Consider the following 15502-nt stretch of genomic DNA (forward strand, 5'->3'; position numbering starts at 1 on the left):
TTCGTGCACAATTAGATGTACAATAATACTATTAATAAAAAATCATTTACGGATACATATACTTATCAGTTTTTAAGGAGGCATACATGTTTTTAGCTTGGAATGAAATCAAAAGAAATAAATTAAAATTCAGCTTAATTATCGGTGTACTTATTATGATTAGTTATTTGCTTTTTCTACTTTCTGGTTTGGCAAATGGTCTTATAAATATGAATAAAGAAGGCATAGACAAATGGGAAGCAGATGCAATTATTCTTAACAAAGATGCCAATCAAACGGTAGAACAATCTAGCTTTGATAAAAATAAGTTATCTGATAAATATAAAGAACAAACCACGCTTAAACAAACAGGTGTGATTGCTTCTAATAGTAAGAAAGAAGAAAATGCCCTATTATTTGGTGTTACAGCTAATTCATTTTTAGTACCTAATATTATTGAAGGAAGTAATATTAAAAACAACAACGAAGTAGTGGCAGATGCTACATTAAAAGAAAAAGGCTTTCATATTGGTGATAATTTGACTTTATCTCAATCAGATGAAAAGTTAAAAATTGTTGGTTTTAGCGAAAGTGCTAAATATAATGCATCACCTGTATTATTTTCTAATAATAAAACAATAGAAAAAATCAATCCAATGCTTACTAATGATAAGACAAATGCTATAGTCGTGAAAGATAGTAGATGGGCAAATAAAAATATTGATAACGATTTAGAGGCAATAGAAATTGATAAATTTGTGGAAAACTTACCAGGTTATCAAGCTCAAAATCTAACGTTAAACTTTATGATTACATTCTTATTTGTTATATCTGCTACTGTAATTGGTATATTTTTATATGTAATAACACTCCAAAAAACAAATTTATTTGGAGTGCTTAAGGCACAAGGCTTTACCAATAGCTATTTAGCAAAAGTAGTATTATCACAAACATTCATCCTATCTTTTATCGGAACATTAATTGGTTTAGGTTTAACTCTACTAACAAGTATCTTTTTACCAAATGCTGTACCAATAATGTTCAATTTCCTTACACTGATTATATTTGGAATTGTGCTTATTTTAATTTCACTCGCAGGTAGCTTGTTCTCTGTATTAACGATTAGAAAGATTGATCCATTAAAAGCCATAGGATAGATTGGAGTATAATAAATGCTAGAATTTAAAGATGTAACAAAATTTTTCGAAGATGGCGACCAAACTATTGAAGCTGTAAAATCAACAAATTTAAAATTTTATAAAAATGAACTTATTGCTATAGTTGGACCTTCAGGATCTGGTAAAAGTACTTTTTTAACTATAGCTGGGGCATTACAAACACCTAGTTCAGGAGAAGTGGTTATTAACAACAAACCTGTATCTAAAATGAATCAAAAACAATTAGCACATACTAGAATGGAAGAAATTGGTTTTATTTTACAAGCAACAAATTTAGTACCTTTTTTAAGCGTTAAACAGCAGTTTAAACTGTTAAAGAAACAAAAAAAAGATGTTTTAGCTGATGAAGATTACAAAAATATGATGGACCAATTGGGATTAAATGACTTAGGACGTAAATTACCAAGTGAAATATCTGGGGGACAAAAACAAAGAGTTGCTATCGCAAAGGCTCTCTACACCAATCCTTCTATAATATTAGCTGATGAGCCTACGGCTTCACTCGATACTGATAATGCTATGGAAGTCATGAAAATGTTACAAGAACAAACTAAAACTAGAAATAAAACTTGTATTATAGTCACTCATGATGAAAGACTAACGGCTTATTGTGATAAAATTTACCATATGAATGATGGAATACTCAATTTGAAATAATTTTAAACTATAATAAAAATAGATAGTTAACAGAACGAATGATTATCAGAAGATATATCAAAAAAGACTCCTTATTAATAAGGAGTCTTTTAATCGTTTCATAATCAAATTTTGTCTTAATAACTATCGTTTTTAATTGTTGATTATATAATAATTTATATTGTTAAACTGCATGATTTGGCATTGGTTTATTTCACATATTCCCAAACGAGTTTTTGATTCCGATTACACGATTATCCCGAAAAATCATACTTTTGAGAAAATTCTCTAAATGTAATAAATCGCTTACGTCTTTCATCGTATAATTTGTATTTTAGCGATGCTAAACTCTCTTTAAATGTTATTGAGGTCGCATGGTGTAAAGGAGTAACATTATTATGTGTTGTTTCTAGAGAATAATTTGGAATTCCTGGGTTTAAATGGTGTACATGGTGATAGCCAATGTTGCCTGTAACCCATTGCAAGATTTTAGGTAACTTATAAAATGAGCTACCATCGATAGACGCTTTGACAAACTCCCATTCTGAGGGTTCCTCGAAATAAGAATCTTCAAACGTGTGCTGGATATAAAATAGCCATATACCTGCCATACCTGAAATGAAAACCATAGGTACAATCACCGCAAAATATGCAGCAGGGCCCAAGAGATAGATTAATGAGCCATGTAATACGACTAATAGTATATTATGCATCCAAGTGTTAAGACGTTCTTTCTGTTTAGCCTTTTTTGAGTTAAAACGATTTGAAATGAAGACTAAGAAAAAAGGTCCTAAGACGAACATAACAAAAGGATTTCGGTAAGCACGATATGCTAAACGGTCTATACGTGAAGACTCTCGATATTCTTCAACTGTCATCACCCAAATATCTCCGATGCCACGTTTTTCTAAATTGCCGCTCCCAGCGTGATGTGCCATATGTTCACGGCGCCACTTTGTATACGGGAAAGTTGTCATTAGCCCTGTAATATTACCAAGTAAATCGTTATTTTTTTTCTTTTTCAAATAAGACCCATGACAACAATCATGAAATATGATAAATGTCCGAACCAGAAAGCAAGAAGCAACGACGCTACATAATATTGCTAAGGACCAATGAACATAAAATAAAAACGCGGCCATAGTAAGAAGAACAAATAACGGAGGCAAAGTGCCTATAATTTGAATTATACTCTTTTTAGAATTTGATCCTGCAAAAGGTTTTACTGTTTTTAATAAATTCTTTTTTTCTTTTTCCATAAATTCCTTTCCCTTCTCTTATTTACTTGCGATAAGTACAACGAGATTAAACTACTGTATGATTTATTTTTAAAGTTGTGAATGATTTGTTAGCAATACATTTTTCAACTTTTTTATTTACCCTTGTTATATTTATATTTCTAGAAAAAATTATTAAGTGCTAATATAGAAAAGATTCACCCCTTAAACTTCATTTAACAATTTTAATCAATTTTCCCTTTAAGAGTAGTAAACAAACAAAATATATTAAAAGAGACTTCCTATTCGACAAGAAGTTTCTTAATCATTTCGGCAATAGCTTCTTTTATTATTACAATTGTTTTGGTACGTAAAATTTTGTGTTATGACTACAAACAAACTAATTCTATTTTTCAAAAGAATTAGTTTGTTTATAACCATTGTTTATCTTAAAGTGCTATTTTTATTTGCCTGTATAATAACGTATAAAATGATTGTTAATGTAAATAGCAGTATATTTGTAAAAATAATGATTTTACTATTATAACTTTTACCCTCTTGTCCATTATATCCTTCTAATTCTTTAATTCTTTGCTGATGTATTTCAACTTCTTCTCTTGACCCTAGCTCGTCATCTAAAATACAGGGTTGTTGATCTTTTGTTTTCACAAATTTTTGCTCCTTATTATTAGAATAGTAAAGACACCTAAAGATTTAGGTGTCTCAGTTTTTTTAAATTTAATTTTTATTACATTCGGCTAAGCAGTTCTTTTTTTATAATAATCAAAGCATGATTATCTTTTGAGTTGGTGTTTTCTTGAGCGTTTAGTATTAATAGATCAATTAAATCATCATTATCTTTTTGACTTATTTCATCTTTGAATTGGTCAATATTTTCTATTAAAATTTTTTGATCGGGTTTGATCGGGTTGTTGCTTGTCTATAGTGTAATACTGGTCAGCGCCCCAACCGCCTTCTGCAATCATTTTAGATATTTCATTAGATCGTGTTTCATTTGTTTTGCTTATTTCTATTTCCTTTTTATCAAAGTTAACCATTAGTATCCCCCATGCTCCCCTTATAAACAATTGTAATAATACATTGCAGAAATAACAATAACTCTGCTCACTAATAATCTGCTGAGGGGTTTAATAAATGACCTGTTCGGTATCGTTTACATAACAAATGATTATCAGAAGCCATAATTAAAAAGGACTGCTTTTCAATAAATATCCTATGTAGTATATTAATACGAATGGAATCATCATTGAAGTAGGTAATAAATAATGACATAGTATTAAAAATAGTACTATTGTGATATAGAGGGGTTTAGATGGTTAAAATATGTAATTATGACTTTGACGAAAACGTTATAGAAGAGCATCGAGACGTATATGGTATCGCTTATACCCAGAATATTTTATCAGGTCGTTATAAAAATTTAATTTTATGGTATCTAAAAGAAAGTGATTATAGGTTTGGAGAGATAAAGAAATTTTTAACAAGCATTTCTCAAGGTTCATTAACGAAACAACTTAAAGAATTAGAAAATGATGGTCTTATTAATAGAATAGTTTATGCAGAAGTTCCGCCTAAAGTTGTGTATAGTCTAACAAACAAAGGTCAAGCACTCATGCCAATTATAGATATGATGGAAGCTTATGGAAGAGAATACAGAGACATTTAATCCCGAGCCTTGGACATAAATAAAGACTGCCCCCAAATAGCGGGAATAAAGTTAAGACACTTTGGTTGAATTAATCACAGAATATTAATTTAATGCATTTCATATGTTTTAACTTTTTATTTTTGCTAAAATTAGTTTATACCGTCAAGGAGGGATGACATATATGTTCATAGCACAAGCTAATTTTACAGCTAATATAGAAGATAGAGCGATTTTGGATAACAAAGTAAGCCATGCTAAAGATGATTTTTCAGGATATGATGGTTTAATAGACGTGGAAATTTGGAAAAACGAAACAAAATCTAAAATTTCATACTCTATTGTATCGAAATGGAATGAAAAAAAGGATTTCCAAGCATGGGTGTCACGTCCAGCACATGTTGAAGAACATAAAAATATGCGCAAGGAAGAAAAAGAAAATTCTAAACCTACAAGTATTGAAAAACAACTAAAACAATTTGAGTTACTAGATATATAAAATATAATCTGTAATTAACAGAAAAACCACTAAAGACACTTCTTTTAAACAGAAGTGTCTTTAGTGGTTCAACAGTAAATTTTTCTCTTAATAACGATTATTTTATAAAATTAATCTTCCTTTATAGCTTTTCTTTCTTTAATCCAAAAGGACAGTACTAAACTGATAACAGCTACTATAACAATTGCAAAATAAGCAATATTAATACCATGTATATTAGCTTGTAACATGAGTTGTGCTTGCGAATCAGATGCACTCGCATGATCGGTAATATAATTTTTTGAACCCATAGTCATAATTGTAACAAGCAATGAGGTGCCAATCGCGCCAGCAATTTGTCTGATTGTATTCCATACTGCTGAAGCATGCGCACTTAATTCTTTCGGTATCACATTCAGACCCGCAGTTTGAATTGGTGTTAGGAGTAAGGCCATACCAATCCTTCTTCCTGTACTTGCTGCTAATAAATAGTAATAATTGGTATCTTGTGATAAGTCTATAAATGGTATCGTTGAGACAATTGTAATAATAACACCTACGATAGTAATCCATTTTGCTCCAAACAAATCATATAATTTACCTGCTATAGGACTCATCCCAGCCATCAATACTGCCCCAGGAAGCATGAAAACACCTGATTCCATAGCCGAATAACCAAGTACATTTTGTAAATAGATAGGTAATAAAATCATATCGGCATACATTATAATCGTAACGCCTATATTAATAATATTCGTTAATGTAAATGTGCCGTATTTAAATACTTTTAGATCCAAAAATGGATTTATAGCTTTCAATTGTCTTATAATAAATAGAATCAGTGAAATGATGCCGACTACAAATGATATCATCACGATGGTGCTTGTCCATCCCTTTTCTCCTGCGCTACTAAAACCATATAATATAAATGAAAATGCAATTGTTGATAATAACATACTCGTTAAATCAATTTTATCTTTCTGTATTTCAGTTACGTTTTCAAGGAAGAAATATCCTAATACAATAACGATAAGTGATACAGGTACTAAAACACCGAATAGTGACTGCCATGACAGTACATCAATAACATAACCTGAAATAGTTGGTCCGATGGCTGGTGCAGATAATACTGCTAAAGAAACCATACCCATGACCGTACCGCGTTCAGACGGATGATATAAAATCATTACTACACTATACAAGAGTGGAATCATAATACCTGCCCCTGAGGCCTGAACCATTCTTCCGACTAACAGAAATGTAAAATCAGTAGACATTGCTGCTATCAATGAACCAAGTAAGAATAAGAACATTGCACTCGTAAATAATTGTTTCGTCGTAAATCGTTTCATTAAAAATGCTGTAATAGGTACTAAGACGCCATTTACTAACATATAGGCAGTTGTTAACCACTGTGCTGTAGCTGCCGAAACATCTAAATCTTTCATGACTTGTGGTGTTGCTACACTCATCACAGTTTGATTAAAAGCTGTTAAAAATGTTCCTAAAATTAAAATAGTGATAATTATCTTTTTAGGAAATTTATTTATATTAATTTGATTGCTCACTATTAAGACTCCTTCATCTTTTAAATTACACATTGTTGTTTAATTGACAATTAACTATTATAATAGAGTTTAAACAGATAAACAAATTACAAAATATCGTTTTATGTTGCTTAAAATACCATTTGAATCATTACGTTTATTAACGGTTTGATAAAAGACAAAATCCAAAAAATTGTTTGAGGTGATATATATGAAGAAACATGATTTAAGAATAGAAAGAACACGTTATATGCTTAAAAATGCATTAATTGATTTACTCGAAGAAAAAAACGTTGAAAGCATTACGATCAATATGTTAAGTGAGAAAGCAATGATTAATAGAGTCACTTTCTATTCACATTATAAAGATTTAACTGATATGTTAGAGAAACTAGCAATTGAAACTGTGAATACAGTTCGTGAAAATTTATCTGCATATGAAGATGACTCACACAATTGGAACAATCTTATTAATTTTTTAACACACGTACAGAAAGAGAGCCGTCTCTATAAATTGATTTTAGTTTCTAATAAATTACCAGGATTTAGAAATGAAATTTTAAATATCATTGAAACACAAATATATAACGGTATTGAACAAAGCAAATATGCTAAGAATAAAGACATAAAATTATGGTATGAATCTTCTGCCATAATAGGAACAATTGTATGTTGGTTAAAAGAAGATATGCCCTATACACCTAAATATTTAGTTGAAAAAATATCAGAAATACATTTCAGTAAATTTTAACTTCATGAGTTTGGGACATAAATGTCTCATTCTCAAATGGAAAGCTCCAATCTATTATTTTTAATGGATTGAATCTTAACTGCCTGATTTCTAGTCATCTTTGTGGAGGCGGGAATGTGCAATCAAATTTTGATTGCACATTCCCGCCTTTTCTTTTTTTAAAATTATGACACTTAATAGACTTTATTTATTAAGTGTTGATTGAATAATATATTTATAACTGTTAATATAATTTATACATTGTTAAATAACAAACACTTTGTAGTTTAAAGAGTGAGCGATTTACTTTTGCAAAACACTTTAAATCATGTTGTTACCAGAATGTATTTTTTATATTAGGAGGAAGATTTTTGAAAACTAAAGCGATAGAAAGCTACAAAGAACTGCTACAGTTAACAGATAATGATAAAAAGGAAGGCTATTGGGAGCAAACTACAATACTTTCAAATACTATAAAACCTTTATTCGCTTCGTTTCTATACGAAGTACAAGGTTCAGTAAATAAATCTTTAGAACAACTCAAGGCGCCTGTTCCTGCAATTAAAACGAGATTTGAAAATAGTCATATTTATATGAAACGCGAACCTATTGAATACGATATTAACGAACGACACAGCCAATTTTTAAATGTTGTGCAGCCCGTATACCCAGAATTAAACACTCGCTTTCAGAACGTGTTAGAAACCTTCTTTTTTCCATTTTTTGAAAAAATAGATTATATGCTAGGTCAAGAAGTTACCTTTGATAATGCTCAAATAATGCTCGACTATGTAATTGAAATGTACCCTAAATCATTTACTTACCAATCTGAAATCATGTTGCCCCATCACCAATTACATAAAGAATTAGAAAAACTTTATGAGCAAGCGACTGGTGATAAAGATACTACTATTATTTATGACATGCTAATTGGCGTGTGGAATAAATCATTAGAGATAGATAAAGAACTTTCCAAACTATCACAACAAGTGAAAGAAAATAAAGATCTTAAGCTAAAATTCCAAACTATTGAACCTGTGGAACTATTAAATCACTTACATGAAACGCCATCAGAAAGAAAATTCGAAAGCGATTTTCAAAAGTTTTTAAGTAATTATGGTAATAAAACCGTAAGATCAAGAGTATTAACAGATCAAACTTGGTTTGAAAATCCTACAATACCTTTAACGACAATTGCAAGTTATGTCAGTAGTAACGTAAATGTGGAACAACGTTTCCAAAATGCTGTTGAAACAAGACAGCGCAAATATGAAGAAGTCTTGTCTTCTATACCACAAGGTACGACAAAAGAGCAATTTAAAACATATTATCAATGGGCATTAGATGCATCAAACCTTGATGATGACCATCACTTTTATATGGATGAAATGCCAACAGCAAAGACACGTTTATTACTCTTGCATCTAAGTAATTTTTTAGTGGATCAACAGATAATCAATGAAACTGAAGACGTTTTTTATTTATATTTAGATGAACTTCAAAAAGTTCTAAAAAACCCAGAATCACTAACAGAAATGATTTCCGAAAGAAAATTAGAGTATCAACATGATATGAATGAGCAAAGTCCTTCATATTATGGCAACCCACCTGCTCATAATGAAAAAAAACTAGATATTATTTCTGAAAGAGCTACTGGCGACGCTTCAAATAACGAAGACCCAAGCACTTATGCCTCTGGATATATTAATGGGCTAGCTGGTTCTAAAGGCATATATACAGGTACTGTAAAAATAATTAATAATGAAGATGAATTTAATAAACTTGAAGATGGAGATGTTCTTGTAACACATATGACTACGCCAGCTTGGTCTGTTCTATTTTTAAGAGCAGGAGCTATTGTGACAAATGTTGGAGGCATACTATCTCATCCAGGGATTAATGCACGTGAATATCAAATACCTGCTGTACTTGGGACTAAAAATGCTACAACTGAATTGAAAGATGGAGACATCGTTACTGTTGAAGGCACAAATGGATGCGTAAAAATTGGTGATCAAACTTAAAGATTTTTATTGATAACTACACTGATATCAAGCATTATTTTCCAACTTATTAACACTGCAATGATATCAGTGTCGCATTCTCGCCCATAGCTAAGAATAGATCACATTTTATAACAAATAAAAAGAACACATAACCATTTAAATTATACAAAATACAAAGAGGGATAACATATGTTTACTCAGACGTTCGACAACGCAGAAAATATCACAAATTCTATAGGATCAAAGGCGCTTAATTTAATTAAACTTAAGCAAGCAGATTGGCCAGTACCAAATGGTTTTATCGTTTTACCAGATACTTTTCACAAATTTATTGAATTTAATAAATTGTCACTTAAAGATAGCGATATCCAACAAAAAATTATTGAGGGTAAAATACCTGAAAGTATTTACTCTGAAATCATAGATGCTTTCAATTTAATTAAAAACAATTTCAATGCAGTTGCAGTACGTTCATCCTCAAGCGCTGAAGATTTAGAAAATGCTTCTTTTGCAGGACAATATGAAACATACTTAAATGTCCAAACCAAAGAAGATCTTATTCAGAAAATTAAATTATGTTGGGCCTCTATTTTTGCAGAACGTGTCCAAAGTTATCTTAATACAATGGCTGTTGATGCAAACAACTTATCGATGAGTATTGTGGTTCAAGGGCTTTTAATTCCTGAAACTTCCGGAGTTATTTTTAGCCAAAATCCAATTACTGATAATTTAAATGAATGTATAATCAATGTTAGTTATGGATTAGGAGAAAGTATCGTATCAGGTATGGTTACGCCTGATACTTTTATTGTAAATAAATCAACTTGCGAAATAGCTAAACAACTTGGGTTAAAAGAAATGAAAATGCTTGCTAGTGAAGAAGGTATATCTGAAGTTGAAACCACTGAATTGGAGAAAAATTCTTATTGTATAAATGATAACATTGCGCAAGAATTAGCAAAGTATACTCAAAAATTGGAATCATCTTTTGGTTATCCTGTTGATATAGAATTTGGCATCGAACAAGAAAGAATTTACATTTTACAAGTTCGTCCAATAACTACATGAAATTAAATATTATATTCAAAGAATTATGGTTAATAGAAATTCTACCTGTATAAAAAAACACTACAAGTTTGTGCACTGATATGCTCCCTTCAAAGTAGACACTTAAAAAGTGAAATTTTTGGAGGGAATTTTTTATGTCTCATAAACTTTAAGTTGAAAAATATCACAAAAAATAATATATGTTTTAAATGGGTCTCTTAATCATTTCAAAATCAAAATTATACTATTTAAGAATAATTTTCGTTTAATATAGCATTAAGCTTCTCAGAGAATATTGGTGTATACAAATATCGGTAACCCTTAATAGTTGGATGAGCATCATCTGCCATCATTGCTTTATCATCTTTAGCTAATTTGTTTATTGCCTTATCCCCCCATACATCAATAATGTGAATACCCCATTTACTTTTTATTTCAAATAATTTATTTATCAAAAATTCATAGTAAGGGTCTTTATCACGTATACAAGTATAAAATACAATAGGACAATCCCAATTTTCTTTAACATATGAAATAATAAATTCAATGGCACCTATGGTTGTTTCCGTGTCAAAATCATGAATATAATAAGATTCATTGATTGATCCTATAGGTTTGTTGAATCTTCCGTCATTTGTAGATAATTGACATACAAAGCCCTCTAATATATTTTCTGTAGAAACATTGCTTTTCAATCTTTCTACATAACTTGATTTTTGTTTACCAGCCAGTGTTGTACCTGATTGAGCTTCTTTAATTGTGTTCACACCGTATTCTTTATTTAAAAATTCAACAAATGAATTTCCTTTAGCTGCAGCACCATAGGTGATTGAAGAACCTAAAAACAGTATTTTTTTAGTATTCAAATTACTGTTTTTATCTAAATAACTGTCATTTGGTTCAAATTCATCTTTGTTACCTTTAATTATATTCGGTATATTTTTGATTAAAGAGATTACTGCGCCTGTCGCTTGCAAAATTGTTCTGAGTTTATTCATCTATATTCCTCCTAGTCATCATGCAATTTACATATTAATAATACAACTGTAAAATTATTGAAGCAAAAAAACTGTCAATATTTTCTAAATATGCGCTCTAGAGTTACTTGTATCTCAAAAACCACTATGCACAAATATTATTTATCCTGCTATTGTTCTTGAATTTCATTTTCTATTACTTTGTCGTTAGTTTTTACTGAATCCACTAGCTACTTTCTTCGTAGAAAAAAACACCTCCGCATAAATTCATTTTAATATGAATTCAACGGAAGTGTTTTTATTTTACTCCCACTCATTGGAGTCCGTTCACATCACCAAATAGTATACACATACCTCGGTCTGAGTAGTCAGTAATTTTTGACCATGTTTCTGCATCAATAACTAAAACTTTTTATTTTACTCAGAAGTAATAAGTCCATTCGCTATATTAAGTCCATATGTAAATTCTGCACAAGCAGCGTTAATATCAAGCGCTCCTGCATTTTCCCAACCTAATTAATCCTGTACATATGAACCTTAATCAGCTATTTTGGCAATTTAATTTATTAATATGTACCCATGATAAACCCTTCTACTTTTTCTTTGTAAAAGTTTTCGATTTTCAACTTTTCGTCCTCTGTGAAAGATTTAGTATTTAATGCCTCTAAATTTTGTTTCACTTGTCTCACATTTCTAAATCCTGGATTAATACAAGATATTTCTTTAGCATCTAAAATCCATCTTAATGCTGCACTTGCCATAGAAGGACGACCTTCTTTAATCCATGTTAGTTGATCAGATAATTCTACCCCTTTTTGAAAACCTAGTCCTGAAAATGTTTCACCTATATTAAAAGCTTCGCCATTTTCATTGAATTTACGATGATCATCTTCAGCAAATTTAGTTTTTGCTGTAAATTTTCCTGTCAACAATCCACTTGCAAGTGGCACTCTCGTAATGATGCCTACACCTTGTTGGTAAGCTTTAGGAATTAATTCCTCTAATGGTTTTTGGCGGAACATATTAAAAATAACTTGCAAGCTTGCTACATTAGGATATTCTAAACATATTAAACCTTCTTCAACTGACTCAACACTCACCCCATAATGTCTTATGAGACCTTCTTCTTTTAATTGGTCTAATACGTCAAAGACACTACCATCTTTTAAAATTTCAGTAGCAGGACAATGGATTTGAAACAAATCAACTGTATCTCTGTTTAATCGACGAAGACTGTCTTCACAGTATGATTTTATCGTTTCATAACTATAATTTTGTGGGTCAGCAATATCTCCTTGTCGACAGAATTTTGTTGCAATATAAATTTCATCTTCTTTTCCTGCAGTCGCCTTGGCTAATAATTCTTCACTATGACCGTCTCCATAGACATCAGCTGTATCAAAGAAATTCACACCTTGATCAATTGCATACTCTAAAGCACTTAATGCATCTTCATCATTTGTTTTACCCCATGCACCACCTATTGCCCATGTGCCAAAACTAACTTCACTGATCATCATACCTGTATTACCTAACTCGCGAAATTTCATAAAATTTTCCTCCCCTCAAAATTAAAAAATAGCTCACCATTTCTATTTATATGCTTAATTACATTTTTATATACTTCTATGTTTTACACATGTTCTTTACCCTTTATTCGTAAAAGTAATAAGCATTAACTGTTATTTGATATCTTTGTATAAATTAAAGTTATATTGTATTTTTCAAAGTATGATACATCTCTTCTGCATAATCATCTAACGCTTCTTTTGACATTTGAAGGCGTTTTTTGGATGAGCCATATCCAATTTCATTTTTTCCTTGAACTAAACCATCAAAAATTTCATTAATAAAATCAACAGGATTCGCACCAGAAGTATGAATATTCTCCCCGCCTAAATCAGTATTTACTGCAGGAGGAATAACCTCATAAACACTTGTGTTTGTGTTCGACAATTGATGTCTTAAACTAACTGTAAATGAATGTACTGCAGCTTTGGTCGCTGAATATATTGGCGCAATTGCCATAGGTGAGAAAGCAAGTCCTGAAGAAACATTAATTATATTTGAATTTGTTGTCTTTTCAGAAAAGTATTGGCTAAATAATGTTGAAAGTTGGACCGTTGCTTCAAAATTGGATTTTATTTCTGTATTTAAGCTCTCCCAATTCGTTGTAGCATTGGTTTTTAAAATATCAAAGCGGTTTTGGATACCAGCATTATTTACGAGTACATTAATATCCGAATAATTTTGGCTTACCCAATTATATAAACCCAAGCGTTCTTCAGCACTAGATATATCACATTTCTTCGTTACTACTTCTGGAAATTGTTCTTTAATACTTTTTAATTTTTCAGTATTACGTCCACATATAATAATTTTATTATCATTTTCATAAAATTTTTTAGTAAACTGGAGTCCTATACCAGAAGCGCCACCAGTAATTAATATTGTGTTGTTTTTTATATCCATTTTATACACCCCTCTATATTAGTTTAATAAGTGTAGTCGTTATTTTAGAATCCGTCTAACAATATAGTTTGTTTAGGAAAATGCGAAAATATCATATTTTGTTGTATCTAAATGGAGCCAAAAAGAAGATTTCCAATTATGGCTGACACGAACACATCACATATTGAAGAACATAAGGATATGAACATGGCTGAAAAAGAATACACCACTTCAGTAAATATTGAAAAACAGATAAAGCAATTTGAGTTACTAAATATATAAAATATAAAAGGCGCTTCTTTAAAAAAAGAAGCGCCTTTTGGTTAACTATTAATATCTTGGTACTACGACTCTCCAACCTTGTGGATCTTCAAGTTTACCACTTTGGATACCAGTGTAGTTGTTATATAAGTCTTGCGTGATTTTACCAGTTTCATTGTTATTAATCACAATTTCAGTTTCACCATATTTCAATTGACCTACTGGAGAAATAACTGCTGCAGTACCTGTACCAAATACTTCAGTTAACTCACCTTTATTATGTGATTCAATCAATTCATCGATAGATACACGACGTTCTTCTACTTCATAGCCTAAATTTCCAGCTAATTCAATGACTGTTTTACGTGTAATACCAGGTAAAATACTACCGTTTAATTCTGGTGTTACAAGTTTGCCATTTTCTACGAAGAAGATATTCATACTACCTACTTCTTCCACATATTTTTGCTCTACACCGTCTAACCAAAGTACTTGATCATAACCTTGTGCTGAAGCATTTGTCTGTGCTAATAAACTTGCTGCATAGTTACCTGCAACTTTGGCGTGACCTACGCCACCACGAACAGCACGTACATATTCATCTTCTACATAAATCTTAGTTGGGCTTAATGACTCGCCACCGTAATAAGAGCCTGATGGTGATAAAATGATAAGTAATTTATAAGAATATGAAGGACGTACGCCTAATATACCTTCAGTCGCGAAAACGTATGGACGTATGTAGAGTGATTGGCCTTCGCCTTCTGGTACCCAATCACGTTCGATATCTACTAATTGTTTCAAACCTTCTAATACAACTTCTTCATCAACTTTCGGCATATCTAAACGTGATAAAGAGTTATTAATACGTTTAAAGTTCTCAGATGGACGGAATAAATCAACTTCGCCATCATGCTTATATGCTTTCAAGCCTTCAAATACAGCTTGCCCATAATGAAGTGCTTGAGCTGCTGGGGAAAGTTCAATTGGACCATAAGGCACAATCTTTAAATCATGCCATCCTTGATCAATATCGTAGTCGAAACTTAACATATAATCTGTGAAGTATTTTCCAAAGCCTAAACCACTTGGATCCGGTTTTTCTTTAAGTGTTTCTCGTTGTACAAATTCAATTTTTTCTGACATGATTTTTTCCTCCTAATGCTATTTCCTTAAGTATTACTTTAAATTATACCAATCCACAGGCCGCTGTTCAATAATTTTCAAACAATTTCAAATATACTAAAATTATCAACTATTAATTTTAAAAACCATTTTATTATTAAAAATATGCCTATATGACTACGAATTACCCTTATACCAACAATG

At 31.0% G+C, this 15502-nt stretch carries 16 protein-coding genes and 1 pseudogene; 8 read left to right on the forward strand and 9 right to left on the reverse strand.

Annotation, left to right across the window (positions count from 1 at the left end; all coding sequences use genetic code 11):
• Positions 1 to 86 precede the first annotated feature (86 nt).
• Both M4L39_RS05750 and M4L39_RS05755 read left to right on the forward strand, forming a co-directional pair.
• A complete protein-coding gene (locus M4L39_RS05750) occupies positions 87 to 1136 on the forward strand; it encodes an ABC transporter permease (RefSeq protein WP_277581171.1) in 1050 nt (349 codons plus the stop codon).
• A 15-nt stretch (positions 1137 to 1151) separates the two neighbouring features.
• Positions 1152 to 1814 (forward strand): ABC transporter ATP-binding protein, encoded by a 663-nt coding sequence (locus M4L39_RS05755; RefSeq protein WP_277581172.1) that lies wholly within the window; start codon positions 1152 to 1154, stop codon positions 1812 to 1814.
• 233 nt (positions 1815 to 2047) lie between these two features.
• On the opposite strand, the gene M4L39_RS05760 is transcribed toward M4L39_RS05755, so the two are convergent.
• The 3 genes from M4L39_RS05760 to M4L39_RS05770 form a co-directional block, all read right to left on the reverse strand.
• A complete protein-coding gene (locus tag M4L39_RS05760) occupies positions 2048 to 3052 on the reverse strand; it encodes a fatty acid desaturase (RefSeq protein WP_277581173.1) in 1005 nt (334 codons plus the stop codon).
• A 402-nt stretch (positions 3053 to 3454) separates the two neighbouring features.
• Positions 3455 to 3679 carry a hypothetical protein gene (locus M4L39_RS05765; RefSeq protein ID WP_277581174.1) on the reverse strand — a complete coding sequence of 75 codons (225 nt, stop codon included), beginning with the start codon at positions 3677 to 3679 and terminating at the stop codon, positions 3455 to 3457.
• A gap of 218 nt (positions 3680 to 3897) precedes the next feature.
• Complete coding sequence (locus tag M4L39_RS05770; RefSeq protein ID WP_277581175.1) at positions 3898 to 4068, reverse strand: hypothetical protein; 171 nt, start codon at positions 4066 to 4068, stop codon at positions 3898 to 3900.
• A gap of 275 nt (positions 4069 to 4343) precedes the next feature.
• Between M4L39_RS05770 and M4L39_RS05775 the strand changes: the two genes are divergently transcribed.
• Together M4L39_RS05775 and M4L39_RS05780 are read left to right on the forward strand one after the other, a co-directional pair.
• A complete protein-coding gene (locus M4L39_RS05775; protein WP_277581176.1) occupies positions 4344 to 4697 on the forward strand; it encodes a winged helix-turn-helix transcriptional regulator in 354 nt (117 codons plus the stop codon).
• Between the two features lie 163 nt (positions 4698 to 4860).
• A complete protein-coding gene (locus M4L39_RS05780) occupies positions 4861 to 5175 on the forward strand; it encodes an antibiotic biosynthesis monooxygenase family protein (protein ID WP_277581177.1) in 315 nt (104 codons plus the stop codon).
• Between the two features lie 110 nt (positions 5176 to 5285).
• Here the strand turns inward: M4L39_RS05780 and M4L39_RS05785 are convergent, their stop codons facing one another.
• Entirely contained in the window at positions 5286 to 6722 is a 1437-nt protein-coding gene (locus tag M4L39_RS05785; protein ID WP_277581178.1) for a DHA2 family efflux MFS transporter permease subunit, read from the reverse strand.
• A 190-nt stretch (positions 6723 to 6912) separates the two neighbouring features.
• On the opposite strand from M4L39_RS05785, the gene M4L39_RS05790 reads away from it, so the two are divergent.
• The 3 genes from M4L39_RS05790 (at position 6913) to M4L39_RS05800 (ending at position 10505) form a co-directional block, all read left to right on the forward strand.
• Positions 6913 to 7452, forward strand: coding sequence for a TetR/AcrR family transcriptional regulator (locus M4L39_RS05790; RefSeq protein ID WP_277581179.1), 540 nt, complete (start codon positions 6913 to 6915; stop codon positions 7450 to 7452).
• Positions 7453 to 7802: 350 nt separating this feature from the next.
• Entirely contained in the window at positions 7803 to 9455 is a 1653-nt protein-coding gene (locus M4L39_RS05795; RefSeq protein WP_277581180.1) for a PEP-utilizing enzyme, read from the forward strand.
• A gap of 171 nt (positions 9456 to 9626) precedes the next feature.
• The gene (locus M4L39_RS05800; RefSeq protein ID WP_277581181.1) at positions 9627 to 10505 is read left to right on the forward strand and encodes a PEP/pyruvate-binding domain-containing protein; all 879 of its coding nucleotides are present in this window, start codon (positions 9627 to 9629) and stop codon (positions 10503 to 10505) included.
• 227 nt (positions 10506 to 10732) lie between these two features.
• Here M4L39_RS05800 and M4L39_RS05805 read toward each other — a convergent pair whose 3' ends face one another.
• From M4L39_RS05805 to M4L39_RS05820, 4 genes and pseudogenes are all read right to left on the reverse strand, one after another.
• Positions 10733 to 11482: an SGNH/GDSL hydrolase family protein gene (locus M4L39_RS05805; RefSeq protein WP_277581182.1), complete on the reverse strand. Its 750-nt coding sequence runs from the start codon at positions 11480 to 11482 to the stop codon at positions 10733 to 10735.
• 301 nt (positions 11483 to 11783) lie between these two features.
• A pseudogene (locus M4L39_RS05810) lies at positions 11784 to 11974 on the reverse strand (ketoacyl-ACP synthase III); the annotation flags it as partial.
• 53 nt (positions 11975 to 12027) lie between these two features.
• The gene (locus M4L39_RS05815) at positions 12028 to 13011 is read right to left on the reverse strand and encodes an aldo/keto reductase (RefSeq protein WP_277581183.1); all 984 of its coding nucleotides are present in this window, start codon (positions 13009 to 13011) and stop codon (positions 12028 to 12030) included.
• A gap of 160 nt (positions 13012 to 13171) precedes the next feature.
• On the reverse strand, positions 13172 to 13933 hold the full coding sequence (locus M4L39_RS05820) for an SDR family oxidoreductase (protein ID WP_277581184.1): 762 nt from the start codon (positions 13931 to 13933) through the stop codon (positions 13172 to 13174).
• A 138-nt stretch (positions 13934 to 14071) separates the two neighbouring features.
• On the opposite strand from M4L39_RS05820, the gene M4L39_RS05825 reads away from it, so the two are divergent.
• On the forward strand, positions 14072 to 14194 hold the full coding sequence (locus M4L39_RS05825; RefSeq protein ID WP_277581185.1) for a hypothetical protein: 123 nt from the start codon (positions 14072 to 14074) through the stop codon (positions 14192 to 14194).
• Between the two features lie 48 nt (positions 14195 to 14242).
• Here the strand turns inward: M4L39_RS05825 and M4L39_RS05830 are convergent, their stop codons facing one another.
• Complete coding sequence (locus tag M4L39_RS05830; protein ID WP_046465042.1) at positions 14243 to 15319, reverse strand: branched-chain amino acid aminotransferase; 1077 nt, start codon at positions 15317 to 15319, stop codon at positions 14243 to 14245.
• Positions 15320 to 15502: the final 183 nt, after the last annotated feature.

The organism is Staphylococcus equorum (genome assembly GCF_029531845.1).
GTDB classification, from domain to species: domain Bacteria; phylum Bacillota; class Bacilli; order Staphylococcales; family Staphylococcaceae; genus Staphylococcus; species Staphylococcus equorum_C.